Annotated in this window: 26 protein-coding genes; 15 read left to right on the forward strand and 11 right to left on the reverse strand. The window is 64.3% G+C overall.

Annotated elements, in window-relative coordinates:
• The first annotated feature begins 63 nt into the window (after positions 1 to 63).
• Positions 64 to 1,152, forward strand: coding sequence for a Zn-dependent alcohol dehydrogenase (locus AB2B41_RS14535; protein ID WP_367878533.1), 1,089 nt, complete (start codon positions 64 to 66; stop codon positions 1,150 to 1,152).
• A 122-nt stretch (positions 1,153 to 1,274) separates the two neighbouring features.
• Complete coding sequence (locus AB2B41_RS14540; RefSeq protein WP_367878534.1) at positions 1,275 to 2,507, forward strand: mandelate racemase/muconate lactonizing enzyme family protein; 1,233 nt, start codon at positions 1,275 to 1,277, stop codon at positions 2,505 to 2,507.
• A 17-nt stretch (positions 2,508 to 2,524) separates the two neighbouring features.
• Here AB2B41_RS14540 and AB2B41_RS14545 read toward each other — a convergent pair whose 3' ends face one another.
• The 3 genes from AB2B41_RS14545 to AB2B41_RS14555 form a co-directional block, all read right to left on the reverse strand.
• A complete protein-coding gene (locus tag AB2B41_RS14545; protein ID WP_367878535.1) occupies positions 2,525 to 3,073 on the reverse strand; it encodes a hypothetical protein in 549 nt (182 codons plus the stop codon).
• A 170-nt stretch (positions 3,074 to 3,243) separates the two neighbouring features.
• Positions 3,244 to 5,421, reverse strand: coding sequence for a thiamine pyrophosphate-dependent enzyme (locus AB2B41_RS14550; RefSeq protein ID WP_367878536.1), 2,178 nt, complete (start codon positions 5,419 to 5,421; stop codon positions 3,244 to 3,246).
• A gap of 111 nt (positions 5,422 to 5,532) precedes the next feature.
• The gene (locus tag AB2B41_RS14555; protein WP_367878537.1) at positions 5,533 to 6,756 is read right to left on the reverse strand and encodes an acyl-CoA dehydrogenase; all 1,224 of its coding nucleotides are present in this window, start codon (positions 6,754 to 6,756) and stop codon (positions 5,533 to 5,535) included.
• 87 nt (positions 6,757 to 6,843) lie between these two features.
• Here AB2B41_RS14555 and AB2B41_RS14560 point away from each other — a divergent pair, with 87 nt between their 5' ends.
• Positions 6,844 to 7,761: a LysR substrate-binding domain-containing protein gene (locus tag AB2B41_RS14560; RefSeq protein WP_367878538.1), complete on the forward strand. Its 918-nt coding sequence runs from the start codon at positions 6,844 to 6,846 to the stop codon at positions 7,759 to 7,761.
• A 123-nt stretch (positions 7,762 to 7,884) separates the two neighbouring features.
• Positions 7,885 to 8,232 (forward strand): cupredoxin domain-containing protein, encoded by a 348-nt coding sequence (locus AB2B41_RS14565; RefSeq protein ID WP_367878539.1) that lies wholly within the window; start codon positions 7,885 to 7,887, stop codon positions 8,230 to 8,232.
• Positions 8,233 to 8,255: 23 nt separating this feature from the next.
• On the opposite strand, the gene AB2B41_RS14570 is transcribed toward AB2B41_RS14565, so the two are convergent.
• Positions 8,256 to 8,942, reverse strand: a complete 687-nt coding sequence (locus tag AB2B41_RS14570) for an SOS response-associated peptidase (protein WP_367878540.1) — start codon at positions 8,940 to 8,942, stop codon at positions 8,256 to 8,258.
• A gap of 130 nt (positions 8,943 to 9,072) precedes the next feature.
• Between AB2B41_RS14570 and AB2B41_RS14575 the strand changes: the two genes are divergently transcribed.
• Entirely contained in the window at positions 9,073 to 10,350 is a 1,278-nt protein-coding gene (locus AB2B41_RS14575) for an MFS transporter (protein ID WP_367878541.1), read from the forward strand.
• 12 nt (positions 10,351 to 10,362) lie between these two features.
• Here the strand turns inward: AB2B41_RS14575 and AB2B41_RS14580 are convergent, their stop codons facing one another.
• Both AB2B41_RS14580 and AB2B41_RS14585 read right to left on the reverse strand, forming a co-directional pair.
• On the reverse strand, positions 10,363 to 10,986 hold the full coding sequence (locus AB2B41_RS14580) for a glutathione S-transferase family protein (RefSeq protein ID WP_367878542.1): 624 nt from the start codon (positions 10,984 to 10,986) through the stop codon (positions 10,363 to 10,365).
• A gap of 129 nt (positions 10,987 to 11,115) precedes the next feature.
• Positions 11,116 to 12,672: a bifunctional metallophosphatase/5'-nucleotidase gene (locus AB2B41_RS14585; RefSeq protein WP_367878543.1), complete on the reverse strand. Its 1,557-nt coding sequence runs from the start codon at positions 12,670 to 12,672 to the stop codon at positions 11,116 to 11,118.
• Positions 12,673 to 12,847: 175 nt separating this feature from the next.
• Here AB2B41_RS14585 and AB2B41_RS14590 point away from each other — a divergent pair, with 175 nt between their 5' ends.
• The 4 genes from AB2B41_RS14590 to arsC are packed head-to-tail and all read left to right on the forward strand — an operon-like array spanning position 12,848 to position 15,007.
• Complete coding sequence (locus AB2B41_RS14590; protein WP_367878544.1) at positions 12,848 to 13,198, forward strand: DUF952 domain-containing protein; 351 nt, start codon at positions 12,848 to 12,850, stop codon at positions 13,196 to 13,198.
• Positions 13,195 to 13,626, forward strand: a complete 432-nt coding sequence (locus AB2B41_RS14595) for a DUF1330 domain-containing protein (RefSeq protein ID WP_367878545.1) — start codon at positions 13,195 to 13,197, stop codon at positions 13,624 to 13,626. Before AB2B41_RS14590 ends, AB2B41_RS14595 begins: the two co-directional genes overlap by 4 nt.
• Positions 13,623 to 14,666, forward strand: coding sequence for a quinone-dependent dihydroorotate dehydrogenase (locus tag AB2B41_RS14600; RefSeq protein ID WP_367878546.1), 1,044 nt, complete (start codon positions 13,623 to 13,625; stop codon positions 14,664 to 14,666). Before AB2B41_RS14595 ends, AB2B41_RS14600 begins: the two co-directional genes overlap by 4 nt.
• Positions 14,663 to 15,007, forward strand: coding sequence for an arsenate reductase (glutaredoxin) (arsC, locus tag AB2B41_RS14605; RefSeq protein WP_367878547.1), 345 nt, complete (start codon positions 14,663 to 14,665; stop codon positions 15,005 to 15,007). The genes AB2B41_RS14600 and arsC overlap by 4 nt, the downstream gene beginning before the upstream one ends.
• Here arsC and AB2B41_RS14610 read toward each other — a convergent pair.
• The 3 genes from AB2B41_RS14610 to AB2B41_RS14620 are packed head-to-tail and all read right to left on the reverse strand — an operon-like array spanning position 15,004 to position 17,300.
• The gene (locus tag AB2B41_RS14610; RefSeq protein WP_367878548.1) at positions 15,004 to 16,371 is read right to left on the reverse strand and encodes an MATE family efflux transporter; all 1,368 of its coding nucleotides are present in this window, start codon (positions 16,369 to 16,371) and stop codon (positions 15,004 to 15,006) included. The two genes, arsC and AB2B41_RS14610, sit on opposite strands and share 4 nt — an antisense overlap.
• Before the next feature lies 1 nt (position 16,372).
• Complete coding sequence (locus AB2B41_RS14615) at positions 16,373 to 16,879, reverse strand: PaaI family thioesterase (protein WP_367878549.1); 507 nt, start codon at positions 16,877 to 16,879, stop codon at positions 16,373 to 16,375.
• Between the two features lie 4 nt (positions 16,880 to 16,883).
• On the reverse strand, positions 16,884 to 17,300 hold the full coding sequence (locus AB2B41_RS14620) for a PaaI family thioesterase (protein WP_367878550.1): 417 nt from the start codon (positions 17,298 to 17,300) through the stop codon (positions 16,884 to 16,886).
• Positions 17,301 to 17,421: 121 nt separating this feature from the next.
• On the opposite strand from AB2B41_RS14620, the gene AB2B41_RS14625 reads away from it, so the two are divergent.
• Complete coding sequence (locus AB2B41_RS14625) at positions 17,422 to 17,802, forward strand: MerR family transcriptional regulator (protein WP_367878551.1); 381 nt, start codon at positions 17,422 to 17,424, stop codon at positions 17,800 to 17,802.
• A gap of 10 nt (positions 17,803 to 17,812) precedes the next feature.
• Here AB2B41_RS14625 and AB2B41_RS14630 read toward each other — a convergent pair whose 3' ends face one another.
• Both AB2B41_RS14630 and AB2B41_RS14635 read right to left on the reverse strand, forming a co-directional pair.
• On the reverse strand, positions 17,813 to 18,028 hold the full coding sequence (locus AB2B41_RS14630) for a hypothetical protein (RefSeq protein WP_367878552.1): 216 nt from the start codon (positions 18,026 to 18,028) through the stop codon (positions 17,813 to 17,815).
• 98 nt (positions 18,029 to 18,126) lie between these two features.
• Positions 18,127 to 18,870: a helix-turn-helix transcriptional regulator gene (locus AB2B41_RS14635; RefSeq protein ID WP_367878553.1), complete on the reverse strand. Its 744-nt coding sequence runs from the start codon at positions 18,868 to 18,870 to the stop codon at positions 18,127 to 18,129.
• Between the two features lie 289 nt (positions 18,871 to 19,159).
• On the opposite strand from AB2B41_RS14635, the gene AB2B41_RS14640 reads away from it, so the two are divergent.
• The 5 genes from AB2B41_RS14640 (at position 19,160) to AB2B41_RS14660 (ending at position 23,789) form a co-directional block, all read left to right on the forward strand.
• On the forward strand, positions 19,160 to 19,561 hold the full coding sequence (locus AB2B41_RS14640) for a MerR family transcriptional regulator (RefSeq protein ID WP_367878554.1): 402 nt from the start codon (positions 19,160 to 19,162) through the stop codon (positions 19,559 to 19,561).
• Between the two features lie 52 nt (positions 19,562 to 19,613).
• Positions 19,614 to 21,395, forward strand: a complete 1,782-nt coding sequence (locus tag AB2B41_RS14645; protein ID WP_367878555.1) for an acyl-CoA dehydrogenase C-terminal domain-containing protein — start codon at positions 19,614 to 19,616, stop codon at positions 21,393 to 21,395.
• Positions 21,396 to 21,490: 95 nt separating this feature from the next.
• On the forward strand, positions 21,491 to 21,703 hold the full coding sequence (locus tag AB2B41_RS14650; RefSeq protein WP_367878556.1) for a hypothetical protein: 213 nt from the start codon (positions 21,491 to 21,493) through the stop codon (positions 21,701 to 21,703).
• A 26-nt stretch (positions 21,704 to 21,729) separates the two neighbouring features.
• Entirely contained in the window at positions 21,730 to 22,878 is a 1,149-nt protein-coding gene (locus tag AB2B41_RS14655) for an acyl-CoA dehydrogenase family protein (RefSeq protein ID WP_367878663.1), read from the forward strand.
• 272 nt (positions 22,879 to 23,150) lie between these two features.
• A complete protein-coding gene (locus AB2B41_RS14660) occupies positions 23,151 to 23,789 on the forward strand; it encodes a glutathione S-transferase family protein (protein ID WP_367878557.1) in 639 nt (212 codons plus the stop codon).
• Positions 23,790 to 23,810 lie beyond the last annotated feature (21 nt).

Consider the following 23,810-nt stretch of genomic DNA (forward strand, 5'->3'; position numbering starts at 1 on the left):
CACTTGCACTTCGACAGGCAGCGGGCCAACGTGGGCCGAAACCTGAAAAGAAAGGACCTGGCCTTGGCCCATATCAAAGCCGCCGTCGCCCATGAATTCGGCAAGCCCCTCGTCGTCGAAGACGTCGACCTGCGCGCACCGCACGGCAGCGAGGTCGAAGTGACCCTCGACGCCGTGGCGATCTGCCATTCCGACATTTCCTACGCCGAAGGCGGCTGGGGCGGATCGCTTCCGGCGGTCTACGGCCACGAGGCCGCAGGCCGCATCAGCGCCGTCGGCCCCAACGTGCGTGGGCTGGAACCCGGGGACAGCGTCGTCGTCACCCTGATCCGCGCCTGCGGCGCCTGCCCCTCTTGCGCGGGCGGCAAGCCCACGGTCTGCGAAACCCCCTATGACGGCGATCACGGTCCGCTGAAAACCGTCGATGGCGGCAAGTTGCACCAGGCGATGGCATCCGGTGCCTTCGCCGAGAAGGTCGTAGTTGAGCAAAGCCAGGTCGTGAAGATCAGCCACGACATCCCCAAGGATAGCGCGGCGCTGATCGCCTGCGGGGTGATCACCGGCGTCGGGGCCGTGGTCAACGCGGCGGGGCTGCGCGCAGGCCAGGACGTGGTTGTTATCGGCGCGGGCGGCGTTGGACTCAACGCCATCCAGGGCGCGCGCATCGCGGGCGCACGGCGTATCGTGGCCGTCGACATGAGCGAGGCGAAGCTGGAAATCGCCAGGGAATTCGGTGCAACCGACGGCGTGCTGGCGAGCGACCCCAAACCATGGCGCGCGGCGCAAAAGGCCATGGGGCGCGGCGCCGATGCGGTGATCGTCACCGTGGGCGCCATTCCCGCCTATGATGCCGCCCCCCGCTACCTCGCGGGCGGCGGCAAGGTTATCATGGTCGGCATGCCCCACTCCGGCGACATGTCTTCTTACGAGCCAGTCACCATGGCCTTCATGGGCCAGGGCATGGTCGGCTCCAAGATGGGTGACGTGGTGATCCAGCGCGATATTCCGTGGATGGTGGACCTCTACCTTCAGGGGCGGCTGAAGCTTGACGAGCTGATCTCGGGCCGCTGGACGCTCGACCAGATCAACGAGGCGATTGCCGATACCAAGACGGGGGCGGCCCGGAGGAATGTGATCCTGTTCGATCGGTAGACCCTTTCGCTGAGGTCGGACTGGGGCTCTGCCCCAGACCCCGGGACTTTATCTGGCCAGAACGAGGGGCAGAAGCGCGGGAAGAGAGCAGGGCACAATCGGGCGACTGAGGGGAATTACACATGAAGCTGCAAGACCTCGATATCATCGTCACCGCCCCGCCGGCCCCCGGCTGGGGCGGGCGCTACTGGATACTGGTCAAGCTGACCACCGACACCGGCGTCACCGGCTGGGGCGAATGCTATGCGTCCTCCGTAGGGCCCGAGGCGATGCGCCACGTGATCGCGGACGTCTTCGAGCGGCACATGCAGGGCGAAAACCCCGAGAACATCGAACGCATGTTCCGCCGGGTGTATTCCAGCGGGTTTACCCAGCGGCCGGACCTCACGGTTATGGGCGCCTTCTCGGGGCTTGAGATCGCCTGCTGGGACATTCTGGGCAAGGACCGCGACCGCCCGGTCTGGACGCTCCTGGGTGGCATGATGAACGACCGCGTGCGCGCCTACACCTACCTCTATCCCCTGCCGCAGCATGACATGACCGCCTTCTGGACGTCGCCCGACATGGCGGCGGAGGCGGCGGCGGATTGCGTCGCACGCGGCTATACGGCGGTGAAGTTCGATCCCGCAGGCCCCTACACGATGCGAGGCGGGCATATGCCCGCGATGTCGGACATCTCCCAATCCGTCGCCTTCTGCCACGTTATCCGCGAGGCCGTGGGGGACAAGGCGGACCTGCTCTTCGGCACACACGGTCAGTTCACGACCGCAGGCGCGATCCGACTGGGTCAGGCGCTCGAGCCCTATTCCCCGCTCTGGTTCGAGGAACCTGTCCCGCCCGACAACATCGCCGAGATGGCCAAGGTCGCCTCAGCCGTGCGCATCCCCGTGGCTACGGGCGAGCGGCTGACCACCAAGGCGGAATTCGCGCCCGTGCTGCGCGCGGGGGCCGCCACGATCCTGCAACCGGCGCTGGGCCGCGCGGGTGGCATCTGGGAGATGAAGAAGGTCGCCGCCATGGCCGAGGTCTACAACGCGCAGATGGCACCGCATCTTTATGCAGGCCCTGTGGAATGGGCCGCCAACATCCAGCTTGCCGTGAGCATCCCGAACCTGCTTCTCGCCGAAACCATCGAAACGCCTTTCCACGATGACCTCATCAAGGGCGCCATTCGCGTAGAAGAAGGGTTCATCCCCGCGCCCACCGCCCCAGGCCTCGGGATCGAGGTGGACGAAGAGCTTGCGCGCGCGCATCCCTACACCGGAGACGGGCTGCACCTGCAGATGCAGGAAGACCCCTGCGACTATGTCAATGGCAATGCCTTCGAGGGCGGCGCGCCGTCAATCAAGGACTGACGCGATTGCCGTCACCGTCAGATGTCCGACCCGAGGTCCTCGATCCGGACCGCGCGCAGGGCGGCGGCATGGGCTTTCTCGAGGCTCACCGCCTCGCTGGCCGCCGATTTCAGCGCCAGTTGGCTAACCACCTGCAAGACCCGCCCCTTGACCGCGACATAGCTGTGCAGGACCGAGGCCTCACCCCGAGCCCCCTTGAGGCTGTAGCTGAAAGTACCGACGGACACGCCCGGACCCATCGTGGCATCGAGATCGGAAAAGGCGAAAGCACGGCCGAGGTTCTCGGCCTGCCGTGACACGATATCGAGAATGCGTCTTTCGATCTGGCTTTCGCTGATCCGCTTGCTGCCTGTCTCTTCCACCAGCACCTTCGACAGATAGCCCGCCCGGTGCATCCAGAAACTCACGCCCTCATGCTTGCCCAGTTCCAGTTTCTGAAAAAGCTCGCCAGAGCAGAAAAAGGCGTCGGTTCCCGCAGTGGCGCAGTTCCCGGCGTCCTCGGCGGCAAGGGGTGAAGCAGAAAGCGCGCAAGCGAGGAAAAGGATGCAGGATCGCTTGAAGAACATCGGAACCCTTCGACGGTGGACCAGGTGACCCGATCTTCGCGCAGGGGATTTCGCTGTCGCAAGGTTTTGGCGTCACGCCCACGGACCACAGGCCCCTTTCGCAATTTGTGATGCGCAAATGCCTCAGGTGTGCCTAGAACATGGTCAGTCCCGGTGCAATCGGCTGTGCCCTAACGTTGCAAGAGCGCGTCGGCGGCCGCAACGATCCCCTCGCGCGACGGCAAGGTGGCCCCGTAGGCGCGGCCCGTGGCGATGAAACTGTCCTCGGCCGTCAGCCGGGCAAAGCGGGCGATACCATGTTCGGCCATCAGCGCCATCAACGCCTCGGCCTGCCCGCCGGTGCGGCGGCATTCATCCACGATCAGGACCGGACGGTCGCCCACCGCCTCGATTAGCGCCGCCTCCGGCAGGGGCGCAAGCCAGCGCAGGTCGATCACCCGCGCCTTGACACCCCGTGCCGCCAGATCGTGCTGCGCCTGTCGGCTCAGGTAATGGCCGTTGCCGTAGGTGACGATGGCCAGGTCCGTACCGTCACCATGCACGCCGACCGTGCCCATTTCGATCCGCCGGTCCGGCGCCGGATAGGTCCGCATCCACGCGCCGTCCCCCGTTTCGATGAGGTCGCGCATCGGGTAAAGCGCGATGGGCTCAAGAAAGACCACCACGCGCTGTTCCTCCAGCGCCAGCCGGTGGCATTCGCGCAGCATGCATGCCGCCTCATCGCCGGTCGAAGGGCAGGCGATGATCACACCGGGGATGTCCCGCAGCACGGCAATGGAATTGTCGTTGTGAAAATGCCCGCCGAACCCCTTCTGATACCCCAGCGCCGAGATGCGGATGACCATCGGATTGGTCCACTGACCCCGGCTGAAGAAGGACAGCGTCGCCGCCTCGCCGCGCAGCTGGTCCTCGGCGTTATGCAGATAGGCGAGGAACTGGATCTCGGGGATCGGAATGAACCCGTTGTGCGCAAGACCGATGGCAAGGCCAAGAATGGACTGCTCGTCCAGCAGCGTGTCGATGACGCGCGCGGGGCCAAAGCGCGCGTGCAGTTTCTGCGTCACCCCATAGTTGCCCCCCTTGCGGCCCACGTCCTCGCCCATCAGCAACGTGTGGTCATGCTCCAGCATCAGGTCATGCAGTGCCCAGTTGATCAGCCGCGACATCGGCTGCGGCTGGTCGATCTGTGCCATGTCCGAGCCGAAAACCTCGGCACGCCGCTCCGGGCTGGGACCGTTGGTGGGCGTGACCTCGCGCTTGGGTGGGATCAGACTCGCCATGACCTCCTGCGCGTTGCGCAGATAGGGTGCCCCGGCTATCTCCTCGGCGGCCTGCGCGACCTCATCGAGCATACCTGTGTAGACCGACAGCACGTCCTCGGGCGGCATCCCCTGCGCCACCAGACCGGTAGCGCTGTAGAGCAGCGGATCATGCGCCTCGTCCGCCTCGACCTCCGCCTTCGGCAGGTAGGACGTGACCACATCCGGCCCCGCATGACCGTAAAGGCGCACGGTGCGCAGGTGCAGGAAGGCCGGCTTGCGGTGCGTGCGGACCCAATCCGCGGCCTCCTGGGCGGCGGCGACGGCGGCGAAGATGTCGAGCCCATCCGCCTCGAAATACTTCAGGCCCGGACGCGCCGACATGGTCGCCTTCACCCAGCCCGTGGGCGTCTTGGTGGAAATGCCGATCCCGTTGTCCTCGCAGACAAAGAGCAGGGGCAACGGCACGCCCTGCACCGCCGTCCAGCAGGCGGCATTGATCGCCCCCTGCGCGGTGGAATGGTTCAGCGAGGCATCGCCAAAGGAACACATCGCGATGCCGTCGCGCGGCAGGATCGCATGCTCGGGCCGGTTGCGCCGCGCCAGCGTGATCGAATGCGCTGCCCCCACGGCCTTGGGCAAATGGCTCGCAATCGTGGAAGTCTGCGGCGGGATCATCAGCGGCCGGGATCCCAGTACCTTGTGCCGCCCGCCGCTGGTGGGATCGTCCGAGGAACAGGCGAAAGACAGCAGCATGTCCCGCATCATGCCCCCCTGCCCCGCCTTGGCTGCACGCGCGATCTGAAACGCGGCATCCCGGTAGTGCAAAAAGGCGATGTCATCGACCCGCAGCGCATAGCCAAGTGCCGCCATCCCCTCATGCCCCGAGGACCCGATGGTATAGAACCCCTGCCCCCGCTTCTGCATCGCGCGGCTTTCCAGATCGAGCGCGCGGGACAGTACCTGAGACTGGTAAAGGCTCAGCGCCGTCTCCCGGTCAAGCTCCTCCCCCGAAGTAGCCGACTGCGGAAAATCCCGCCCCGCCACCCGACGCAGGAAATTCTCGTGAACGATCTGAACCCGATCCAACCGCCCTCTCCCCTACAGGACTAAGGGGCCGCGCCGATGCGCAACCCCTCGCTTCATCTTTCCACTATAACTCATGCGCGACCGCAGCCAATGGCACGCCGCCGGGTGTTCTCAAAAGAAAGCCTGCAACCCGGTCTGCGCCCGACCCAGGATCAGCGCGTGCACGTCATGTGTGCCCTCGTAGGTGTTCACCGTCTCGAGGTTCATCATGTGGCGGATCACCTGGAACTCGCCTGAGATACCGTTGCCGCCGTGCATGTCGCGGGCCATGCGCGCGATGTCGAGGGCCTTGCCGCAGTTGTTGCGTTTGACGATGGAGATCATCTCGGGCGCAGCATTGGCCTCGTCGATCAGGCGGCCCACCTGCAGGGAGCCCTGCAGACCGAGCGAGATCTCGGTCATCATGTCGGCGAGTTTCTTCTGGAAAAGCTGTGTCTGTGCCAGCGGCTTGCCGAATTGCTTGCGGTCCAGACCGTACTGCCGCGCGGCATGCCAGCAAAATTCGGCGGCCCCCATCGCACCCCAGGAAATGCCATAGCGCGCACGGTTGAGACAGCCGAAGGGTCCCTTCAGACCGGTGACATGCGGCAGCAGCGCATCCTCGCCCACCTCGACACCATCCATCACGATCTCGCCGGTGATCGAGGCACGCAAGGAAAGTTTGTTGCCGACCTTCGGCGCGGACAGACCCTTCATGCCCTTCTCCAGCACGAAGCCTTTGATCTTGCCGCCGTGCTCCTCGGACTTGGCCCAGACGACGAAAACATCCGCGATGGGCGCATTCGAAATCCACATCTTGGAGCCGGTCAGCTTGTAGCCATTCGCCGTCTTGACCGCGCGGGTCTTCATGCCCGCCGGGTCAGAGCCCGCATCAGGCTCGGTCAGACCGAAACAGCCGATCCATTCGCCCGAGGCAAGTTTCGGCAGGTATTTCTTGCGCTGCGCCTCCGAGCCATAGGCGTAGATCGGATACATCACCAGCGACGATTGCACGGACATCATCGACCGGTAGCCCGAATCCACACGCTCGACCTCACGCGCGACCAGACCGTAAGAGACATAATTGCCGCCCAGCCCGCCGTATTCCTCGGGGATGGTCACGCCCAAGAGGCCCATCTCGCCCATCTCGCGGAAAATCTCGGGGTCGGTCTTTTCCTCGGCATAGGCCTCGATCACGCGGGGCTGCAGCTTTTCCTGCGCATAGGCCTTCGCGCTGTCGCGGATCATGCGCTCGTCTTCCGTCAGCTGGCTTTCCAGGCGGAAGGGGTCGGACCATTCGAAGGTTCCGAGGTCGGGGGCGTCCTTGGCTTTCAGGATCGGTGCTTCGGCGTTCATGGCAGTTCCTTTCATGTGAAAGTTCGCGTTTGGCCCGCTTATTGCAAATTTCGGGCCAAAAGACTATCGCTGCTTTGTTCTGGATATATGAGAAAAAGTCATATGATCGCCCCGCGCCGCTTCCTGCCGTCCATCTCCGCGCTCCTCGCCTTCGAGGCTGTCGCGCGTCTCGGAAGTGCCACGGCAGCGGCGCAGGAGCTGTCGCTGACGCAAAGCGCGATCAGCAGGCAATTGAAAACGCTCGAAGAACAGCTCGACGTGGCGCTGGTCAAGCGGCAGGGACGGCAATTGACCCTGACCGATGCCGGTCAGTCATACGTCCTGCAGGTGCGCGAGATCCTCAACCGGCTGGCGCGGGCCTCGGTCTCGGTGCGCACGAACCCCACGGGCGGCTACCTCAATCTCGCCATTCTGCCCGCCTTCGGCATGCACTGGCTGGCCCCGCGCCTGCGCGATTTCGCCCGCACGCACCCTGAAGTCACGGTCAACCTCAGCACCCGGTTCAAACCCTTCGCGATCCAGGACAGCGCCTTCGACGCGGCGATCCACTTCGGCCATGAGGATTGGCCGGGCGTGCACTACATGCCGCTGATGCCCGAGACCGTCGTGCCGGTCTGCGCCCCCGATCTGCTGGCCGCCCCGCTTGACGATCCCGCCGACATGCTCTCCCATCCGCTCTTGCACCTCGAGACCCGGCCCAAGGGTTGGGCCCGCTGGCTCGCAGCCCTCGGGGTCGAGACGGAGCCGCCCGCCGGGATGGTCTTCGACCAGTTCTCGACCATGGCACAGGCCGCGATTCACGGGCTGGGTGTCGCCCTGCTGCCCACGTTCTTTGCCGAACCCTATCTGCGCGACGGCCAGCTGGTGCTGGCCTCGGCCCAGACCACGCAAAGCATCGGCAGCTACTACCTCGTCTGGCCCGAGGCCAAGGAGGAAAGCGCGGCCCTCGTCTCTTTTCGGAAATGGCTGGCAGGGCAGGCCGAACCGGAACGGAACCGAAAATAAGGCGTTTTGCCCCGTGACTGCTGGACTTCGTCAAAGAAATTCGCGGTTTGTCAAAATTTCGCCCTATTTACCAATTATTCCCTGCTTCTGTGACCGGTGGGGGCCGACACAAGGAGCACTGCTATGCTTACCACAAAGAGCAAAGGCGCCATCGCCCTTGCCGCTGCTATCGGGATGATGACCGGGGCCGCCCAGGCCGCGAATCACACCGTGATGATCGTGGACGGCGGGTACTTCCCCGAGATTGTCTACGTGGCACCGGGCGACAACATCGTTTTCGAGAACTGGAGCGAAGCCGAACACGTCGTTTCCGGCCCCCTGGGAAGCTGGGCATCCGATCCGATCGCGATCTCTGGCCAGTTCATGCTGAGCGTGGACGAGACCACGCCGATGACCTACTCCGGCCTCGATATCGCCGGGATCGAAATTTCCGGCGCAATCAGCTTCGACGCCCCGCCGCTGGCGGACTGATCCAGGTCCGCCTAGACGGGAGTTCACGCCCCCTTGGCATCCTCTGCCAAGGGCCGGATGAGGTGTGCGCCGCTGGCGCGGTTTGAATTGACCGCCCTGTCGACGCGATACCAGCCCAGGACGTCATCCGCCGCTGGCCGCATCAGCGTTGCAGCACCCTTTCCGGCTTCACCAAGCCAGAGAGGCCAGTCGTTTTGTTCCAAGACAACAGGCATCCTGTGATGGATGGCCTGCATTTTGTCGTTTGCGCCAGTGGTCACCACCGCGCAGGTCGACATCATTTCGCCTTCGGGCGTCTTCCAGTCCTGCCAGACCGCCGCGAAGGCAAGCGGCGCATCGTCCCGGCGAAAGATGTACCAGGGATCGCGCCCGCCCTCGGCGTCCTTCGTCCATTCATAGAACCCCGAGGCCACGATCAGCCCGCGCCGCTGGCGCGCGGCGTCGCGGAAGGCGGGCTTTTCCGCGATCGTCTCGGCCCGCGCGTTGATCAGCAAGGGGCCGTCCGAGGGTTTCTTGTACCAGCGCGGGATGAACCCCCAGCGCATCGCACCGAGCTGCCTTCCCCGCTCGGGGTCCGACGTAACGATATGCACTTTGTTGGTGGGGCAGACGTTGTAGTTGGGCACCGCAGGCAGATCATTCGCGGGGGCCGCGGCAAACAGCTGCGCCATGGCATCGGGTGGCAGGGTGACGGCCATGCGTCCACACATCGCGGCGCCTCCTTGTTGATCGACGTTTACCGCAACTTAGCCTTTGCGCACCGAGATGGGAACGCGCGCCCGGAAACCCGGTTTCATCCCCCCGGGCGATCTGGCAACATGCCGCAAAATTCGCAACAGAGTGATCACCATCCGCCAGCTCATCCCCATATCCGCGCTGCTGCTTGGCTCCGCCTTCCTGCTGTTCGCGGGGGGGATCAACGGGCTGATCCTGCCCGTTCGTGGCAATTACGAGGGCTTTTCCAGTGTGTCGCTCGGCCTTCTCGGCACCGGCTGGGCTCTGGGATACGTGGTGGGCTGTATCATGACCTCGGCCATGGTTGCGCGCGTGGGTCACGTGCGCGTCTTCGGCGCGCTCTGCGCCATCGCCGCCGTCTCTATCCTGTCGAGCGCCATCGTGATCACGCCATGGGCCTGGATCACCCTGCGGGGGCTTTCGGGCTTCTGCTTTGCCGGCACCGCGATGATCGTCGAAAGCTGGCTGAGCGAGCGCACCGATCCCGGTTCGCGCGGGCGGGTCTTTGGCGTCTACACCATGGTCAACCTCGGGGCCACGACGGCCGGTTTCATGCTGCTGACGCTTGGCGATACGACCGGTTTTCTGTTCTTCGCGCTGGCCGCGATCTTCTACTGCCTGGCGCTGGTGCCCACCGCGCTCAGCAACACCAGCACGCCCGCGCCCATGGTCAGCGTCAAGCTGAACCTGCGCGCGCTCTGGCGGAACTCGCCCGTAGCGGTTTTCGCGGTCTTCTGGGTGGGCGTCTCCAACTCGGCCTTCGGCACGCTTGCGGCGGTCTACGCCCAGAACGTCGGTCTGGCCGTGGCGGCGGTGGCGCTCTTCACCTCGATCCCGATCCTCGCCGGGGCGGTCATGCAGATGCCCGTCGGGCTATTGTCGGACAAGATGGACCGGCGCAAGGTGCTTGTCGCGGTCGCGGCGCTGGCGCTTGTGGCCGATCTAGCCTTCATCCTGCTGGCACCCGAGGGCACGACCCTGAACTACGTCCTTGCTGCCCTGCTCGGCGGGTCGATCTACGCGATGTATCCGGTGATCGTGGCCCACGCCAATGACCACGCGGAGCCCGGCACCGCCATCCAGATATCGGGCGGGCTGCTGCTGACCTTCGGCATCGGCTCGATCCTCGGGCCGACCGTGGCGGGCTGGGCCATGTCCGAGATCGGCATTCGCGCGCTCTTCGTGGTGACGTCATCAGCGCACGGCGTCTTGATCCTCTATACCATCTGGCGCATCAGCCGCCGCGTGGCTGTCACCGGCGACAGCAAGACGGCCTTCCAGCCGCTCAACGCCGGCCGCACGTCAAGCCTGCAAACGGTGAAACTGTCCCAGGGCGAGGCAGCGGACGACGGGCCAGAGAAACCCGCCGTCGCAGCGGGCTGAGGGCCCGCGCCCCTAGCCCATTGCGTTGATCTGCGCAAAGTCCGGCGTGTCCGCCATCCGCTCCGCCCAGCGTTGCAGGTTGCCCCGCACCGGCAACATCCCCTGCCCCTCGGGCGTTGCGGCAAGGTAGACATGGATCGGCGCCAGAAAGAAATCGGCGAGGCTGACCGCATCCCCGGCAAGATAGGCCCGCCCCTCCAGCGCCCGGTCGATCACGTCCAGCGCATGTCCCACATCCGGCAGCGCCGCCGCGATCACAGCCTCGTCCGTCGTCCCGCCCACGGCCGGTTTCACGATCCGCTCGATCACGCAGCGTTTGATCGCCGCGTCGTAGACATAGTCGCAGGTGGCGCTGATCCATTGCATCATCACCGCCCGCGCGGCCGGGTCTTCCGGTCGGAGTGCTGGACCGTCAAACGCCTCATCCACGTAGGTCGCGATGGCCAGCGCCTCGAAAAGGCTTAGCGCTCCGTGTCTCAGGGCCGGGACCTTGCGAAAGGGATGCAGGGCCGTGTAGGCTTCGCCGCGGGTATCGGGCACCTCCAGCCGGTAGGGCACCCCCTTGGCGGCCAGGACCATCTGCGCGGTGCGCGTGTTCGTCGTGGGCGGCAGCCCGTAAAGCGTGACGTCTGTCATCCGAAACCCTTTCCAAGATCGCCCCGGTTTGCCGCGATTCGCTTAAGAATTGTGGAAGATCGGCCCCACGAAACGCAGACGCCCCGGCACCTGGCCGGGGCGTTGCTTGAGCACCCGCTCGGTCGGGTCTTACTTCTTGGTTATCCGACCGTCGGTGTAGGGCGTGAAGGTCCCGTTGGCCGCCAGGTATTCCGCCGTCACATCCGCAAGGTCCGGACCGAAGTCATAGGCGTTCTCGGCGTTCTGGAACATCTTGTAGCCGTCCCCGCCGTTGCGCACGTAGTTGTTGCTGACCACGCCATAGACCTTGTCCATCTCGATGGGCGCACCACCGATCATCACGTCGCTGACACGGCTGCCAGCGGGCTGGCTGGCGTCAAAGGCATAAGTCATGCCCGCCACCTGCGGGAAGCGCCCGGCACCTTCCTCGATCTGGCTCACGCCGTTCTCCAGCGCCTCGACCAGCACCGCACCGGTGACCTGGAAGGTCGACAGCGTGTTCTGGAACGGCAGCACCGTCAGCACCTCGCCCATGGTCACCTCACCCGCGTCGATGGAGGCCCGGATGCCGCCGCCATTCTGGATGGCCACGTCGATGCCCTGGTCCTTCACCCGCGCCAGCATCGCGTCCGCGATCAACGAGCCCATCTGGCACTCCATCGCCCGGCAGACATCACGCTCGCCGCCAATCGCCTCGCTGGTCTCGGCCACCACGCGGTTGCGGATCTCTTCCAGTGGCCCGGCGGCCTCGGCAATCCGGTCCTTGGTCGCACCGTCCTCGGTCACCGCCGCGTCCATGATCAGCGGCTCACCCTTGGCGTCGGTCACGTTGCCTTCGTCATCGAAGGTCACGTTCAGCTCACCCAGGAACTTGCCATAGGCATAGGCCTGTACGATCGCCGTGCTGCCCACCATCGTCGGATAGGGGCCTTCCGCCCGGTCCGAGGTGTTGGACAGCAGCGTATTGGAATGCCCGCCGACGATCACGTCCACACCCGTTGTCTCCGCCGCGACACGCTGGTCAACGCCATAACCCGAGTGGCTGAGCACGATGATCTTGTTCACGCCCATCTCGGTCAGCTTGTCGACCTCGCCCTGCACCGCCTGCACCGGATCGGTGAAGGTGATGTTCGGACCGGGGCTCGCCAGCTCGTCGGTGTCCTGCGGCGTCAGACCGATGAGGCCCAGCTTCTCGCCCCCGCGTTCGATCACCACGGATTTCTGGATCGCATCGCTCAGCAGAGGCTCCGCCGACACATCTGCGTTCGACATCAGTACCGGGAACTCCACCGCGTCCATGAAGCCGCGCAGCACTTCGGGACCATCGTCGAATTCGTGGTTGCCCACGGTCATCGCGTCATAGCCCATCTGGTTCATCATCTCGGCCGCCAGCGCACCCTTGTAATAGGTGTAGAACAGCGTGCCCTGGAACTGGTCCCCCCCGTCAAAGAGCACGGAGTTGTTCGATCGCGCCCGCGCCTCGGTGATCGCCGTCATCAGGCGCGCGGAACCGCCAAAGCACTCGCCAGCGGTGTTATCCTCGGCCGAGCAGGGACCGTCGTACTTGCTGATCGGCTCGAACCGCGCGTGGAAGTCGTTGGTGTGCAGGATCGTGAGCGTGTAATCGGCAGAGGCAGCACCCGCCATCAGCCCGAGCGCCGCAACGCTCATCAGGAATCGTTTCATCGGTATCTCCCCGGATGTTTGTTATGACGGCATCGTGGCGCGCGGCTGGCAAGCTGTCAAAGATGTAATGCGGCTGACCTTGCGTCGCAAAGCAGCGCGCGGTTTGAACAGGCATTCTCATCCTGTCCCGCGGCGCCCCCTTGACCCGCCCCCCATCACCGTCCATCACCATCCAATGCTGATTTACAAGATTTTCCGCACCGACGAATGGCAGACCCTTCGTGCCGAGGGCGAGAGCACAGGTGCCCCCATCGACGTCACCGACGGCTACATCCATTTCTCCACCGCCACACAGGCAGAAGAAACAGCCGCCAAGCATTTCGCTGGCGAGGACGGTCTCTTCCTCATCGCCGTAGAGGCCGATGCCGCAGGTGACGCGCTCAAATGGGAACCCTCCCGCGGCGGCGCACTTTTCCCGCATCTCTACCGCAAGATGACCATGGCCGACGTCGTCTGGGCTCAGCCCCTGCCCCTGAAGGACGGCGTGCATCAATTCCCCGCCGGACTGGAGGAGGCGAGCCAATGACCGGATACATCGACCCCGACCGCGCCCAGTTCGACGCTTTCAAGGCGCTCGACCGCGACACCGAGCTCAACATGCTCAACCTCGTCAAGTTCAACGATCTGGCCAATTACCCCGGCGACCACGACCTCGCCCGCGACGGCATGACCGGGGCCGAAGCCTATGCGCTCTACGGCAAACATTCCGCTCCGGTGCTGAAGAAGGTCGGAGGCAGCATCCTCTGGCGCGGCCATTTCGAGACCACTTTGATCGGCCCCTCGGACGAAACATGGGACGCCATGTTCATCGCCCGTTACCCGAACGCCCATGCCTTCCTCGCCATGATCTCCGACCCCGACTACAAACAGGCCGTCGTCCACCGGCAGGCCGCCGTCAAAACCTCGCGCCTGATCCGCACGCAGAATGCAGGTGCCGGAGACCGGTTTGAATGAACGCCCTGATCGAGCGTCTGGGCCTCTCGGCGCTGCGCCGCATTGACCCCGAGGCCGCCCACGGCCTCGCCATCCGCGCCCTGCAGGCGGGCCTGGCCCCCGCCCCCGGCCCGATCACCACGCCGCGCCTGAAAACCACGCTCGCAGGCCTCGACCTGCCCAACCCAGTGGGCCTCGCCGCCGGTTTCGACAAGAACGCCACCGCCATCGCGCCCCTCTCGCGCGCCGGTTTCGGCTTTGTCGAAGTGGGTGCAGCCACCCCCCTGCCCCAGCCCGGCAACCCCAAGCCGCGTCTCTTCCGACTGACCGAGGATCGCGGCGCCATCAACCGCTTTGGCTTTAACAACGACGGGATGGAGGCGATCTGCGCCCGCCTCGCCCGGCGCGGCAAGGGTGTGCCCGTGGGCCTCAACCTCGGAGCCAACAAGACCAGCACCGACCGCGCCGCCGATTTCGGCCGCGTCATGGAAGCCGCCCGCGACCACGTGGATTTCGCCACCGTCAACGTCAGTTCCCCCAACACCGAGAAACTGCGCGACCTGCAGGGCAAGGCCGCCCTTTCCGCCCTGCTTGCAGGCGTCATGGCGGTACGCGACACCACCCCCGTCTTCCTGAAAATCGCCCCCGACCTGACCGAGGCCGAAATCGCCGACGTGGCCGACGTCGCAGCAGAGGCAGGCATCGCGGCCATCATCGCCACCAACACCACGCTCGACCGCGATGGACTGCACAGCCCCCACCGGGGCGAGGCAGGCGGCCTCTCCGGCCAACCGCTCTTCGAAAAATCCACCCGCGTTCTCGCGCGCCTCTCCACCCTCACCGACATCCCCCTCATCGGCGTCGGCGGCGTGGGTTCCGCCGAACAGGCCTACGCGAAAATCCGCGCCGGTGCCTCCGCCGTGCAACTCTACACCGCGCTCGTCTACGGCGGCCTCTCGCTGGTGCGCGAAATCGCCCAAGGCCTCGATACGCTCCTCACCCGCGACGGTTTCGCCTCCGTCGCCGAGGCTGTCGGTAGCAACACGAAAGACTGGCTATGATCACCCTCTGGCACAACCCCCGCTGCTCCAAATCCCGACAGGCGCTGGCGCTGCTGGAAGACGCAGGCGCGCACGTCATCGTCCGCCGCTACCTCGAAGACGCGCCCAGCGCGGATGAGATCGCCGCCACCCGCACGGCCCTCGGCAACCCGCCCGTGATCGAGATGATGCGCAAGGGCGAAAAGCTCTTCAAGGAACTGGGCCTCAACAAAGACACCCCCGACACCGAGCTCATTGCCGCCATGGCCGCCCATCCGATCCTGATCGAACGCCCCGTCGCCATCAAAAGCGACCGCGCGGTCATCGGCAGGCCGCCCGAGAACGTCCGCGATCTCCTCTAGGCAGCCACCGACCGCTCAAGCGCCGGATACCGCAGCCCCAGCGTCACCCCCCGCGCCACGAAGGATATCAACATCGCCGCCCAAAGCCCGTGGTTGCCAAAGGCAGGCACCAGCACCAGAACCGCCACCACGTAAACGCCAAAGGACAGCGCCATCATGTTGCGCATGTCCCGCGACCGCGTCGCCCCGATGAAAATCCCGTCCAGCATAAAGGGTGCGACCCCCACCAACGGCACCAGCACGACATAAGGCAGGTACACCCGCGCCTCCGCCTGCACTTCCGGGGCCTTTGCCATCAGGTCCACAAGCGCCGGACCCGCCGCCGCAAAGACCACGACCAGCCCCAGCGACACCACCCCGGCCCAGACCGACGCCAGCGCCGCCCCCCGCCGCAACACCGCCCGCTGCCGTGCGCCATAGGCCTGCCCCACCAGCGCCTCGGCGGCAAAAGCGAAACCGTCGAGCGCATAGGAGGTGATCATCAGGAACTGCAACAGCACCTGGTTCGCCGCCAGTGTCACATCGCCCATGTCCGCGCCCAGGAACAGGAACGACACGAATATCGCCTGCAATAGCAGCGACCGGATCAGGATGTCGGTGTTCAGCCGCACCATCCTGACCCACCGCAGCCGGTCAAAGACCCTGCCCGCGTTGCGCCAATCCGTCCCCCCGAACACCGCCCGGCAGAACCACAGGCCCAGCGCCGCCCCGCTCCACTCGGCGATGAAGGTGGCAATCGCCACGCCCTCCACCCCCCAGCCAAGGCCCAGCACGAACCACAGGTCCAGCAGGATATTCACCCCGTTCATCCATAGTTGCAGGACCAGCACCGCCCGCGTCCGCTCCTGCGCGATGAGCCAGCCGGTGATCGCATAAAGCGAGATCGCCGCCGGGGCCGACCAGATGCGGATGGTGATGTAGTCCCGCGCCAGCGCCTCCACCTCTGCCGAGGCGGGCGAGGCCTGGAAAGCCGCCCACAACAGCGGCACCTGCAACGCGATCACGGCCAGCCCCGCGCCGACCCCGACCATCAGGCCCCGCGTCAGCAGGGCCGCGACCTCTGCCTCATCGTTCTCACCCGCCGCCTGCGCGGTCAGGCCCACGGTACCCATCCGCAGAAAGCCGAAGAACCAGTAGAAGGCCGACAGGATGATCGCCCCGATCCCCACGGCACCGATGGGTGCCGCCGCCCCCATCTGCCCCACGACGCCCGTATCGACGGCCCCGAGGATGGGCACGGTCGCGTTGGAAATGACAACCGGCACCGCGATGTTCAGCACCCGTCGGTGCGTCACCACGTCCTTAGGCTTCAGCGCGCCGGTCTCGACCGCGCGCAACTCCCTGTCCTTCAGCGGTTCGGACACCTCAGCCCTTTCGCTGCGGCATCACGAAATGGCCCGTCGCCTGCGCATAAGGACGTGCGCGGTTGTCCTGCCAGGCCTGCACGCGCACGCTGGCATAGCGCCGCCCGGCGCGGGTGATCTCGGCCCGCGCATAGCCGTCGCGCGGCAGGCCCGAGCGCAGGTAGTCGACGGTAAAGTCGATGGTCTTTGGCAGGCGCGGCAGGTGATCGCGGTCGAGGTTCTCGATATCGAGCACGCCGCTTTCCATGTCCTCCCACAGGAAACTCCAGCTCAGGCAGATGATCGCGGTCGTCTCCAGAAAGGCCGAGGTTGCCCCGCCGTGCAAGGCGGGCAAGAGCGGGTTGCCAATCAGTTCTTCCTTGAACGGCAGGATCGCTGTCAGCTCATCCCCCATCCGCTCGAACCGGATGCCGAGAAACTGAATATACGGTACGTTCTCAACCAGCGTACGCAACACCGCGTCGCGGCGCTGCTTGACGACCTGAACCGGCTCCGGGCGCTTTTTCATCCGCTCAGCTCCCCACCGTGAAGGTGCCCGTGGCCATCGCCACCGGGTTCTTCGCGTCCTCGTCCGAGGCTGTTGCCCGGACAAAGGCCACCGAGCGCGTGACGTGATAACAGGTCGCAGTCGTGCTGATCCGCTGCCCGGGTGTCGCGGGACGCAGGTACTCGATCCGCAGATCGATGGTCGCGGTATGGGACAGGTTGTTGGGATGGCACATCACCGCTGCCCCGCAACACGTATCCATCAGCGCGGAAACCGCGCCGCCATGCACCACCCCCGTCGCCGGATCGCCGATCAGCTTTTCCGAGTAGGGCATCGAGATCGTCGCCGTGCCGCCACCCAGCTCTTCCAGCGTCATGCCAAGGGCACGCGCATGTGGCAGCGCCTGGATGAACTGGCTGGCGATCCTGTCCTTGTCAGACATGCTCAATATATTCCCAAGGGCGATTTTTTTCCTTTATCTGCACAAGCCTGCCAAAGGGCAAGGGCGCCTGTTGCGCTTGACGCGGCATCCCCTTAGCTTGATCGAAAGGGAGTGGACGAGCATGGCCGATGACCGGATCACGTTTAAGGAGATGTGCGCGGAATTCGAGGTGACCCCGCGCACGCTGCGCTATTACGAATATATCGAATTACTGCAACCTGACCGGGAGGGGCGCGCCCGTTTCTACGGCGCCCGCGAACGCGCCCGGATGAAGCTGATCCTGCAGGGCCGCAAATTCGGGTTCCCGCTCGAATCCATCCGCCAGTGGCTGCTGATGCGCGAGAACGAGGGCACCCGCAGCCAGGCCGAAGCCTGGATGACCGCCTCGGAAGAACAGCTCAAGGAACTCGCCGATCAGCGCGCGCAACTGGACGAGGCCATCGCCGAGCTCAAGGAGCTGCGCCAGCAGACCAAGGATTTCCTCGACAAGCAAAGCGCCTGACGGCGCAGGCTCAGCCTTTCCTGGCGCTGCGCCTGGCGATTTCCGTGCGCGCGCGCCGCAGATCGGCGGCCAGAACGATCAGCTTGGCGATGGCCTGCGGCGCCGCCTTGTCGGCAAGCTCGTAGGTCGCGTCCTCGATCAGGCGTTCGGCTTCGGACAGCGCGGCGAGCGGCCGGTCGAAACCTTTGGATGCGGACGGCTTGCAAGGTGGGTTGGAAACGGACATCTGGAACCAGAACGGGGACGGCAAAGGGATTGGGGTGGATACGCGCGGCCTTTTAGCCGGGGCGGCGACGGAATCATGTCACGCACCTGCGCCACAAATCACGAGGGCGAATGCTCCCTGTGGTGCAGCAAGCCCGACCCAAGCCCGCGTATCGCCGCCGAGGTGCGGTCGTTCACATCAAGCTTGTCGAACATGCGCCGTGTCATGGTATCGACCGTGTGGCGCGAGATACCAAGGATATCGGCGATCACCGAATTGCTCTTGCCCTCCGCGATCCAGCGCAACACCTCCAGCTCGCGCGGCGACAGTTCAGCGCGCTGTTGCCTGCCCGCGGTGATCTCGCAATAGCGGATATGCGCCATCTGCGCGGCGCATTGCAGCTCGAAGATATCCTGTGCATCCAGCGCCGGCGTCTCCCGCCCAAAGCCGAGCCCGACGTAGGCATTTCGCATGTTGGGTCCATAGACCTGCATCGCCAGCCCGTCGCCCAGGTCAGAGGCGACAAGGATATCCATGTAGCGTTTCTGGTCCTCGGTCAGCTCCGCCAGCGACGCCGCCTCCGACCACAGAAACGGCCGGACCAGCCGCGCGGCGATGCCCGGAATCGGATCGATCTTGCTCAATTCCCCACCGATATAGAGATCGAGCCACTCTTCGGGATAGCCATCCTCGACGATGCCCAGCCGCGCCGCCCCCGGCGCCTGCGCATCGTCGCTGTGATAGCTGACCCGCGCGATGCCGCGGCTGTGGAAGAAGCCCAGCGCCTCCGACCACAATTCGGACAGGCGCGCGATATCGTGACAGCGCGCGATGAAGTCCTGAAGCGTGATCTTGCCGGTCATACAGGCCTCCGGACCCTCGAACGTCCCAATCGAACACATCCATTTATGGCCTCGAATCGGCTCCGTAATCAGCTTTTTCCCCAAAAGGGCCAAATGGGTTCGAAAAAGGCAGGAAATTCGCGTTTTCGGCTGAAATCGAGAAAAATATGGTTTACCAAGGCTCTAGCCACGTCAACTTTTGAAGTGACGTAACGTCCTGCTTACGTCAACCTAGAGCGCTATTGTAAGAAGCGTCGAAACATCACAGATCAACGCCAAGACGAATTTCTTGATGAAAAGAGCAAACGCAATGACAAGTGACACGATGACCATCCGCGAGATGTGTGACGCCTTTGACGTCACCCCCCGGACGCTTCGCTTTTACGAGGCGAAAGAACTGCTTTTCCCTATCCGCGAGGGCCAGAAGCGCCTCTTCACCAAGCGCGACCGCGCGCGGCTCAAGCTGATCCTGCGCGGCAAGCGCTTCGGCTTCAGCCTCGAGGAAATCCGCCAGTTGCTGGACCTCTACCACATGGGTGACCAGCAGCAGACCCAGATCATGCGCGCCTACGATGTCGCACGCGAACGTCTCGCGGACCTCGAGAACCAGCGCGCCGAACTGGACCAGGCGATTGCCGACCTCAAGGAACAGCTCAAGTGGGGCGAAAAGATGATCGCCTCGATGAAACAGACACGCAGCGCGGCGGAATAACCGCCCCCGCTCAGAACCAACAGCAGCGAACAGAACTCAAAGGGAGAGCCCGATGCCAACCTATTCCGCCCCGACCAAAGACATGCAGTTCGTCCTTCACGACGTCCTGAAAGTCAGCCAGTCCGATATTCCCGGCTACGATGAACTGGACCCCGATTTCACCTCCGCCATCCTTGAGGAAGCCGGCAAGCTGACCTCCGAGGTCGTCGCGCCCCTGAACGTGGTGGGCGACAAGGAAGGCTGCCGCCTTGAAAACGGCGTCGTCTACACGCCCAAGGGCTTCAAGGAAGCCTTCGAGCAGGTGAAGGAAGGCGGCTGGACCGGCCTCGACATGCCCGAGGAATTCGGCGGCCAGAACATGCCCTACGTGATCGGCACCGCGGTGGGTGAATTCTTCTCCTCCGCCAACCAGGCCTTCACCATGTACCAGGGCCTGACCCACGGTGCGGCTTCGGCGATCCTCGCCCACGGCACCGATGAACAAAAGGCAACCTACCTGCCCAACATGGTGTCCTGCGAATGGACCGGCACCATGAACCTGACCGAGCCGCACTGCGGCACGGACCTTGGCCTGATGCGCACCAAGGCGGTGCCGCAGGGCGATGGTTCTTACAAGATTTCCGGCCAGAAGATCTTCATCTCCGCCGGTGAGCACGACATGGCCGACAACATCATCCACCTCGTGCTGGCCAAGATCGAAGGCGGCCCCGAGGGCATCGCCGGTGTCTCGCTCTTCATCGTGCCGAAGTTCTTGGTGAACGAGGACGGCTCCCTGGGCGAGCGCAACGGCGTCTCCGTCGGCTCCATCGAGGAAAAGATGGGCATCCACGGCAACTCCACCTGCGTGATGAACTATGACGAGGCCACCGGCTTCCTGCTCGGGCAGGAGCACAAGGGCATGCGCGCGATGTTCACCATGATGAACGAAGCCCGCCTTGGCGTCGGCATGCAGGGCCTGAGCCAGGCCGAAGTGGCCTACCAGAACGCCCTGACCTACGCCCGCGACCGCCTGCAGGGCCGCGCGATCACCGGACCGGAAGCGCCCGACAAGGCCGCCGACCCGATCATCGTGCACCCCGACGTGCGCCGCTCGCTGATGGACCAGAAGTCCTTTGCCGAAGGTGCCCGCGCCTTCGTGCTCTGGGGGGCAACGATGATCGACGCGGCGCACCGCAAGCATGACGCGGACGCCGATGGGCTTGTCTCCCTGCTGACCCCGGTCATCAAGGGTTTCCTGACGGACGTCGGCTATGACATGACCGTCAAGGCCCAGCAGGTCTACGGCGGCCACGGCTACGTGGAAGAGTGGGGCATGTCCCAGTTCACCCGCGACGCCCGCATCGCCATGATCTACGAAGGCGCGAACGGTGTGCAGGCGCTCGACCTGGTGGGCCGCAAGCTCGCCCAGGACGGCGGCAAGCACGTCATGGCCTTCTTTGACCTAGTGAAGACCTTCATCAAGGAAAACTCCGGCAAGGACGCGGATTTCGACGCGCAGTTCATGGAGCCGCTCAAGAACGCCTCCAAGGATTTGCAGGCCGCCGGCATGTACTTCATGCAGAACGGTGCCAAGAATCCGAACCACGCGCTCGCGGGTTCCAACGACTTCATGCACATGTTCGGCCACGTCTGCCTTGGCCTGATGTGGGCCAAGATGGGACTTGCCGCAAAGGAAGCCCTCGCCAACGGCGCTTCTGACGTGGCGTTCTACGAGACAAAGCTGAACACGGGCCGTTACTACATGGCACGACAGCTGCCCGCCACGGCACTTCACCTCACCCGCATCCAGTCCGGCGCGGATACGGTGATGGCGCTCGACGCGGCGAATTTCTAACGACGGGCGGGGTCGGACAATCGTGTCCGACCCCAACCGGAAGGGGCATTTGTTTCGCGCGCGAAACATTTGCCGTTTCCTAACAAGGGGTTAAAATGCCCAAACGCTTTCGCCTGACCCGCCGCTTCCCGCTCGCCATGACCGAAGACGGCTACCGCGCGCTGAAGAAATTCAGCGCCGACGCAGGGCTCGACGAGGGCGAGGCATTGTCCTTTCTTTTCGAGAACTTCAAATCCGTGACCAAAGAGGAAAACCTCGTGGCGCGGTTGCGCCTGTTCAATTCCGAGCTTGAAGACCGCAAGAAATAAGCGGCAGGGAGAGAGACATGAAAGACATGGCACCAGCCACATCCCAATGGATGACCGAAGAACACCGGATGCTCGCGGAGATGACCGCGAACTTCATCAACGCCGAATGGGCCCCGAAGTTCGAGAAGTGGCGCAAGCAGTCCGAGATGGACCGCGACAGCTGGAACGAGGCTGGCGCGCTGGGTCTCCTCTGCGCCTCCGTCCCCGAAGAATACGGCGGTGCGGGCGGTGACTTCGGCCACGAGGCCGCGATCCTGATCGAAGCGGCGCGCGCCAACCTCGCCAGCTGGGGCAACGGCATCCACTCGGGGATCGTCGCGCATTACATCCTCGCCTACGGCTCGGAAGAGCAGAAACAGCGCTGGCTGCCCAGGATGGTGACAGGCGAGATGGTCGGCGCGCTGGCGATGACCGAACCCTCGACCGGGTCAGACGTTCAGAACATCAAGACCAAGGCGATCCGCGACGGCAACGCCTACCGCCTGTCGGGGCAGAAGACCTTCATCACCAACGGCCAGCACGCCGACCTGATCATCGTGGCGGCCAAGACGGACCCGACGCAGGGCTCGAAGGGCGTCAGCCTTGTCGTGGTCGAGACCGAGGGGGCCGAGGGTTTCAAGCGCGGCCGCAACCTCGAAAAGATCGGCAAGCACGCCTCCGATACCTCCGAGCTCTTTTTCGACAACGTCGAAATCCCGCCCGAGAACATCCTCGGCGGTGAGGAAGGCAAGGGTTTCTACCAGATGATGCAGCAGCTTCCGCAGGAACGCCTGATCATCGCCTGCGAGGCCGTCGGTGCCATGGAGGGCGCTGTTGAGCGCACCATTACCTATTGCAAGGAGCGCGAAGCCTTCGGCGGCAACCTGCTGCAATTCCAGAACACCCGATTCAAACTGGCGGAGTGCAAGACCAAGACCGCCGTCGCGCGCGCCTTCCTCGACCAGTGTATCGCCGAGCACCTGCGCGGCGAGCTGACGGTCGACCGCGCCGCGATGGCGAAATACTGGCTGACTGACACGCAGGGCGAGGTTCTGGACGAGTGCCTGCAACTGCACGGCGGCTATGGCTTCATGCAGGAATACGCGATTGCGGAGATGTGGACGGACGCCCGCGTCCAGCGCATCTACGGCGGCACCAACGAGATCATGAAGGAACTGATTGCGCGCAACCTTTGATGGTGCGCAGGCGGAGATGTTGCAAGTGAGTTGTATTGGAAAGATGAAGCCGGACGGTGGTGCCCACCCTGCCGGGCCACACCAAAAAGAGGTCTGTGGCACGGCAGGGCTTCACCTTTCACCCGGGTTATCTCTCCAGCATGCCGGGCAATCTCAATCTAGGAAATCAAGGTTAACGAGACCTGAATCGCGCTTCATCTTTCCAATATACCTCCACGGGGGTCCGGGGGTGTGAAACCCCCGAAAGCGACAGTCCAACTAGGAGCCAACATATGACCATCAAGCTTTACTGCTTCGGCGAATCCGGCAACGCCTACAAGGCGGCTCTTGCGCTGCAACTCTCGGGTCTCGACTGGGAGCCTATGAAGGTCGACTTCTTCGGCGGCGAGACGCGCAGCCCGGAATACCGCGCGACCATCAACCAGATGGGCGAGGCCCCGGTAATGATCGACGGTGACGTGAAGCTGACGCAATCCGGCGTCATTCAGGACTATGTCTCGGAGAAATCCGGCAAGTTCGGCGGCAAGAACGCGGCCGAACGGCGCGAGGTCCTGCGCTGGGTGCTGTGGGACAACCACAAGCTCAGCTCCATGGCCGGGATGACGCGCTTCCTGATGAACTTTCTGCCCGAGGACAAGCGCCCGGCCGAGGTGATCGCCTTCAACCAGGGGCGGCTCAAGGCCGCCTACGAGGTGCTGAACAATCATCTCGAGGGCCGCGACTGGATCGTCGGTGACGGAATCACCAACGCGGATATCTCCTGCTGCGGCTATCTCTATTACCCCGAGCCCTTCGGGTTCGACCGTGCCCATTGGCACAACATCGACGCGTGGCTGTCACGCATCGCGGAACAACCGGGCTGGAAAGCCCCCTATGACCTGATGCCCGGCAGCCCCGCTGACCGCGCCTGACACACGAACAATCGGAGTATC

Origin of the sequence: Sulfitobacter sediminis (genome assembly GCF_040811725.1) — a bacterium.
GTDB classification, from domain to species: Bacteria; Pseudomonadota; Alphaproteobacteria; order Rhodobacterales; family Rhodobacteraceae; genus Sulfitobacter; species Sulfitobacter sediminis.

Coding starts and splice junctions, on each gene's coding strand:
- AB2B41_RS14540 (WP_367878534.1), top strand. CDS start 1,275: ATGAAGCTGCAAGACCTCGATATCATCGTCACCGCCCCGCCGGCCCCC.
- AB2B41_RS14545 (WP_367878535.1), bottom strand. CDS start 3,073: ATGTTCTTCAAGCGATCCTGCATCCTTTTCCTCGCTTGCGCGCTTTCT.
- AB2B41_RS14555 (WP_367878537.1), bottom strand. CDS start 6,756: ATGAACGCCGAAGCACCGATCCTGAAAGCCAAGGACGCCCCCGACCTC.
- AB2B41_RS14560 (WP_367878538.1), top strand. CDS start 6,844: ATGAGAAAAAGTCATATGATCGCCCCGCGCCGCTTCCTGCCGTCCATC.
- AB2B41_RS14565 (WP_367878539.1), top strand. CDS start 7,885: ATGCTTACCACAAAGAGCAAAGGCGCCATCGCCCTTGCCGCTGCTATC.
- AB2B41_RS14570 (WP_367878540.1), bottom strand. CDS start 8,942: ATGTGTGGACGCATGGCCGTCACCCTGCCACCCGATGCCATGGCGCAG.
- AB2B41_RS14580 (WP_367878542.1), bottom strand. CDS start 10,986: ATGACAGACGTCACGCTTTACGGGCTGCCGCCCACGACGAACACGCGC.
- AB2B41_RS14585 (WP_367878543.1), bottom strand. CDS start 12,672: ATGAAACGATTCCTGATGAGCGTTGCGGCGCTCGGGCTGATGGCGGGT.
- AB2B41_RS14590 (WP_367878544.1), top strand. CDS start 12,848: ATGCTGATTTACAAGATTTTCCGCACCGACGAATGGCAGACCCTTCGT.
- AB2B41_RS14595 (WP_367878545.1), top strand. CDS start 13,195: ATGACCGGATACATCGACCCCGACCGCGCCCAGTTCGACGCTTTCAAG.
- AB2B41_RS14600 (WP_367878546.1), top strand. CDS start 13,623: ATGAACGCCCTGATCGAGCGTCTGGGCCTCTCGGCGCTGCGCCGCATT.
- arsC (WP_367878547.1), top strand. CDS start 14,663: ATGATCACCCTCTGGCACAACCCCCGCTGCTCCAAATCCCGACAGGCG.
- AB2B41_RS14615 (WP_367878549.1), bottom strand. CDS start 16,879: ATGAAAAAGCGCCCGGAGCCGGTTCAGGTCGTCAAGCAGCGCCGCGAC.
- AB2B41_RS14620 (WP_367878550.1), bottom strand. CDS start 17,300: ATGTCTGACAAGGACAGGATCGCCAGCCAGTTCATCCAGGCGCTGCCA.
- AB2B41_RS14625 (WP_367878551.1), top strand. CDS start 17,422: ATGGCCGATGACCGGATCACGTTTAAGGAGATGTGCGCGGAATTCGAG.
- AB2B41_RS14630 (WP_367878552.1), bottom strand. CDS start 18,028: ATGTCCGTTTCCAACCCACCTTGCAAGCCGTCCGCATCCAAAGGTTTC.
- AB2B41_RS14635 (WP_367878553.1), bottom strand. CDS start 18,870: ATGACCGGCAAGATCACGCTTCAGGACTTCATCGCGCGCTGTCACGAT.
- AB2B41_RS14640 (WP_367878554.1), top strand. CDS start 19,160: ATGACAAGTGACACGATGACCATCCGCGAGATGTGTGACGCCTTTGAC.
- AB2B41_RS14645 (WP_367878555.1), top strand. CDS start 19,614: ATGCCAACCTATTCCGCCCCGACCAAAGACATGCAGTTCGTCCTTCAC.
- AB2B41_RS14650 (WP_367878556.1), top strand. CDS start 21,491: ATGCCCAAACGCTTTCGCCTGACCCGCCGCTTCCCGCTCGCCATGACC.
- AB2B41_RS14655 (WP_367878663.1), top strand. CDS start 21,730: ATGGCACCAGCCACATCCCAATGGATGACCGAAGAACACCGGATGCTC.
- AB2B41_RS14660 (WP_367878557.1), top strand. CDS start 23,151: ATGACCATCAAGCTTTACTGCTTCGGCGAATCCGGCAACGCCTACAAG.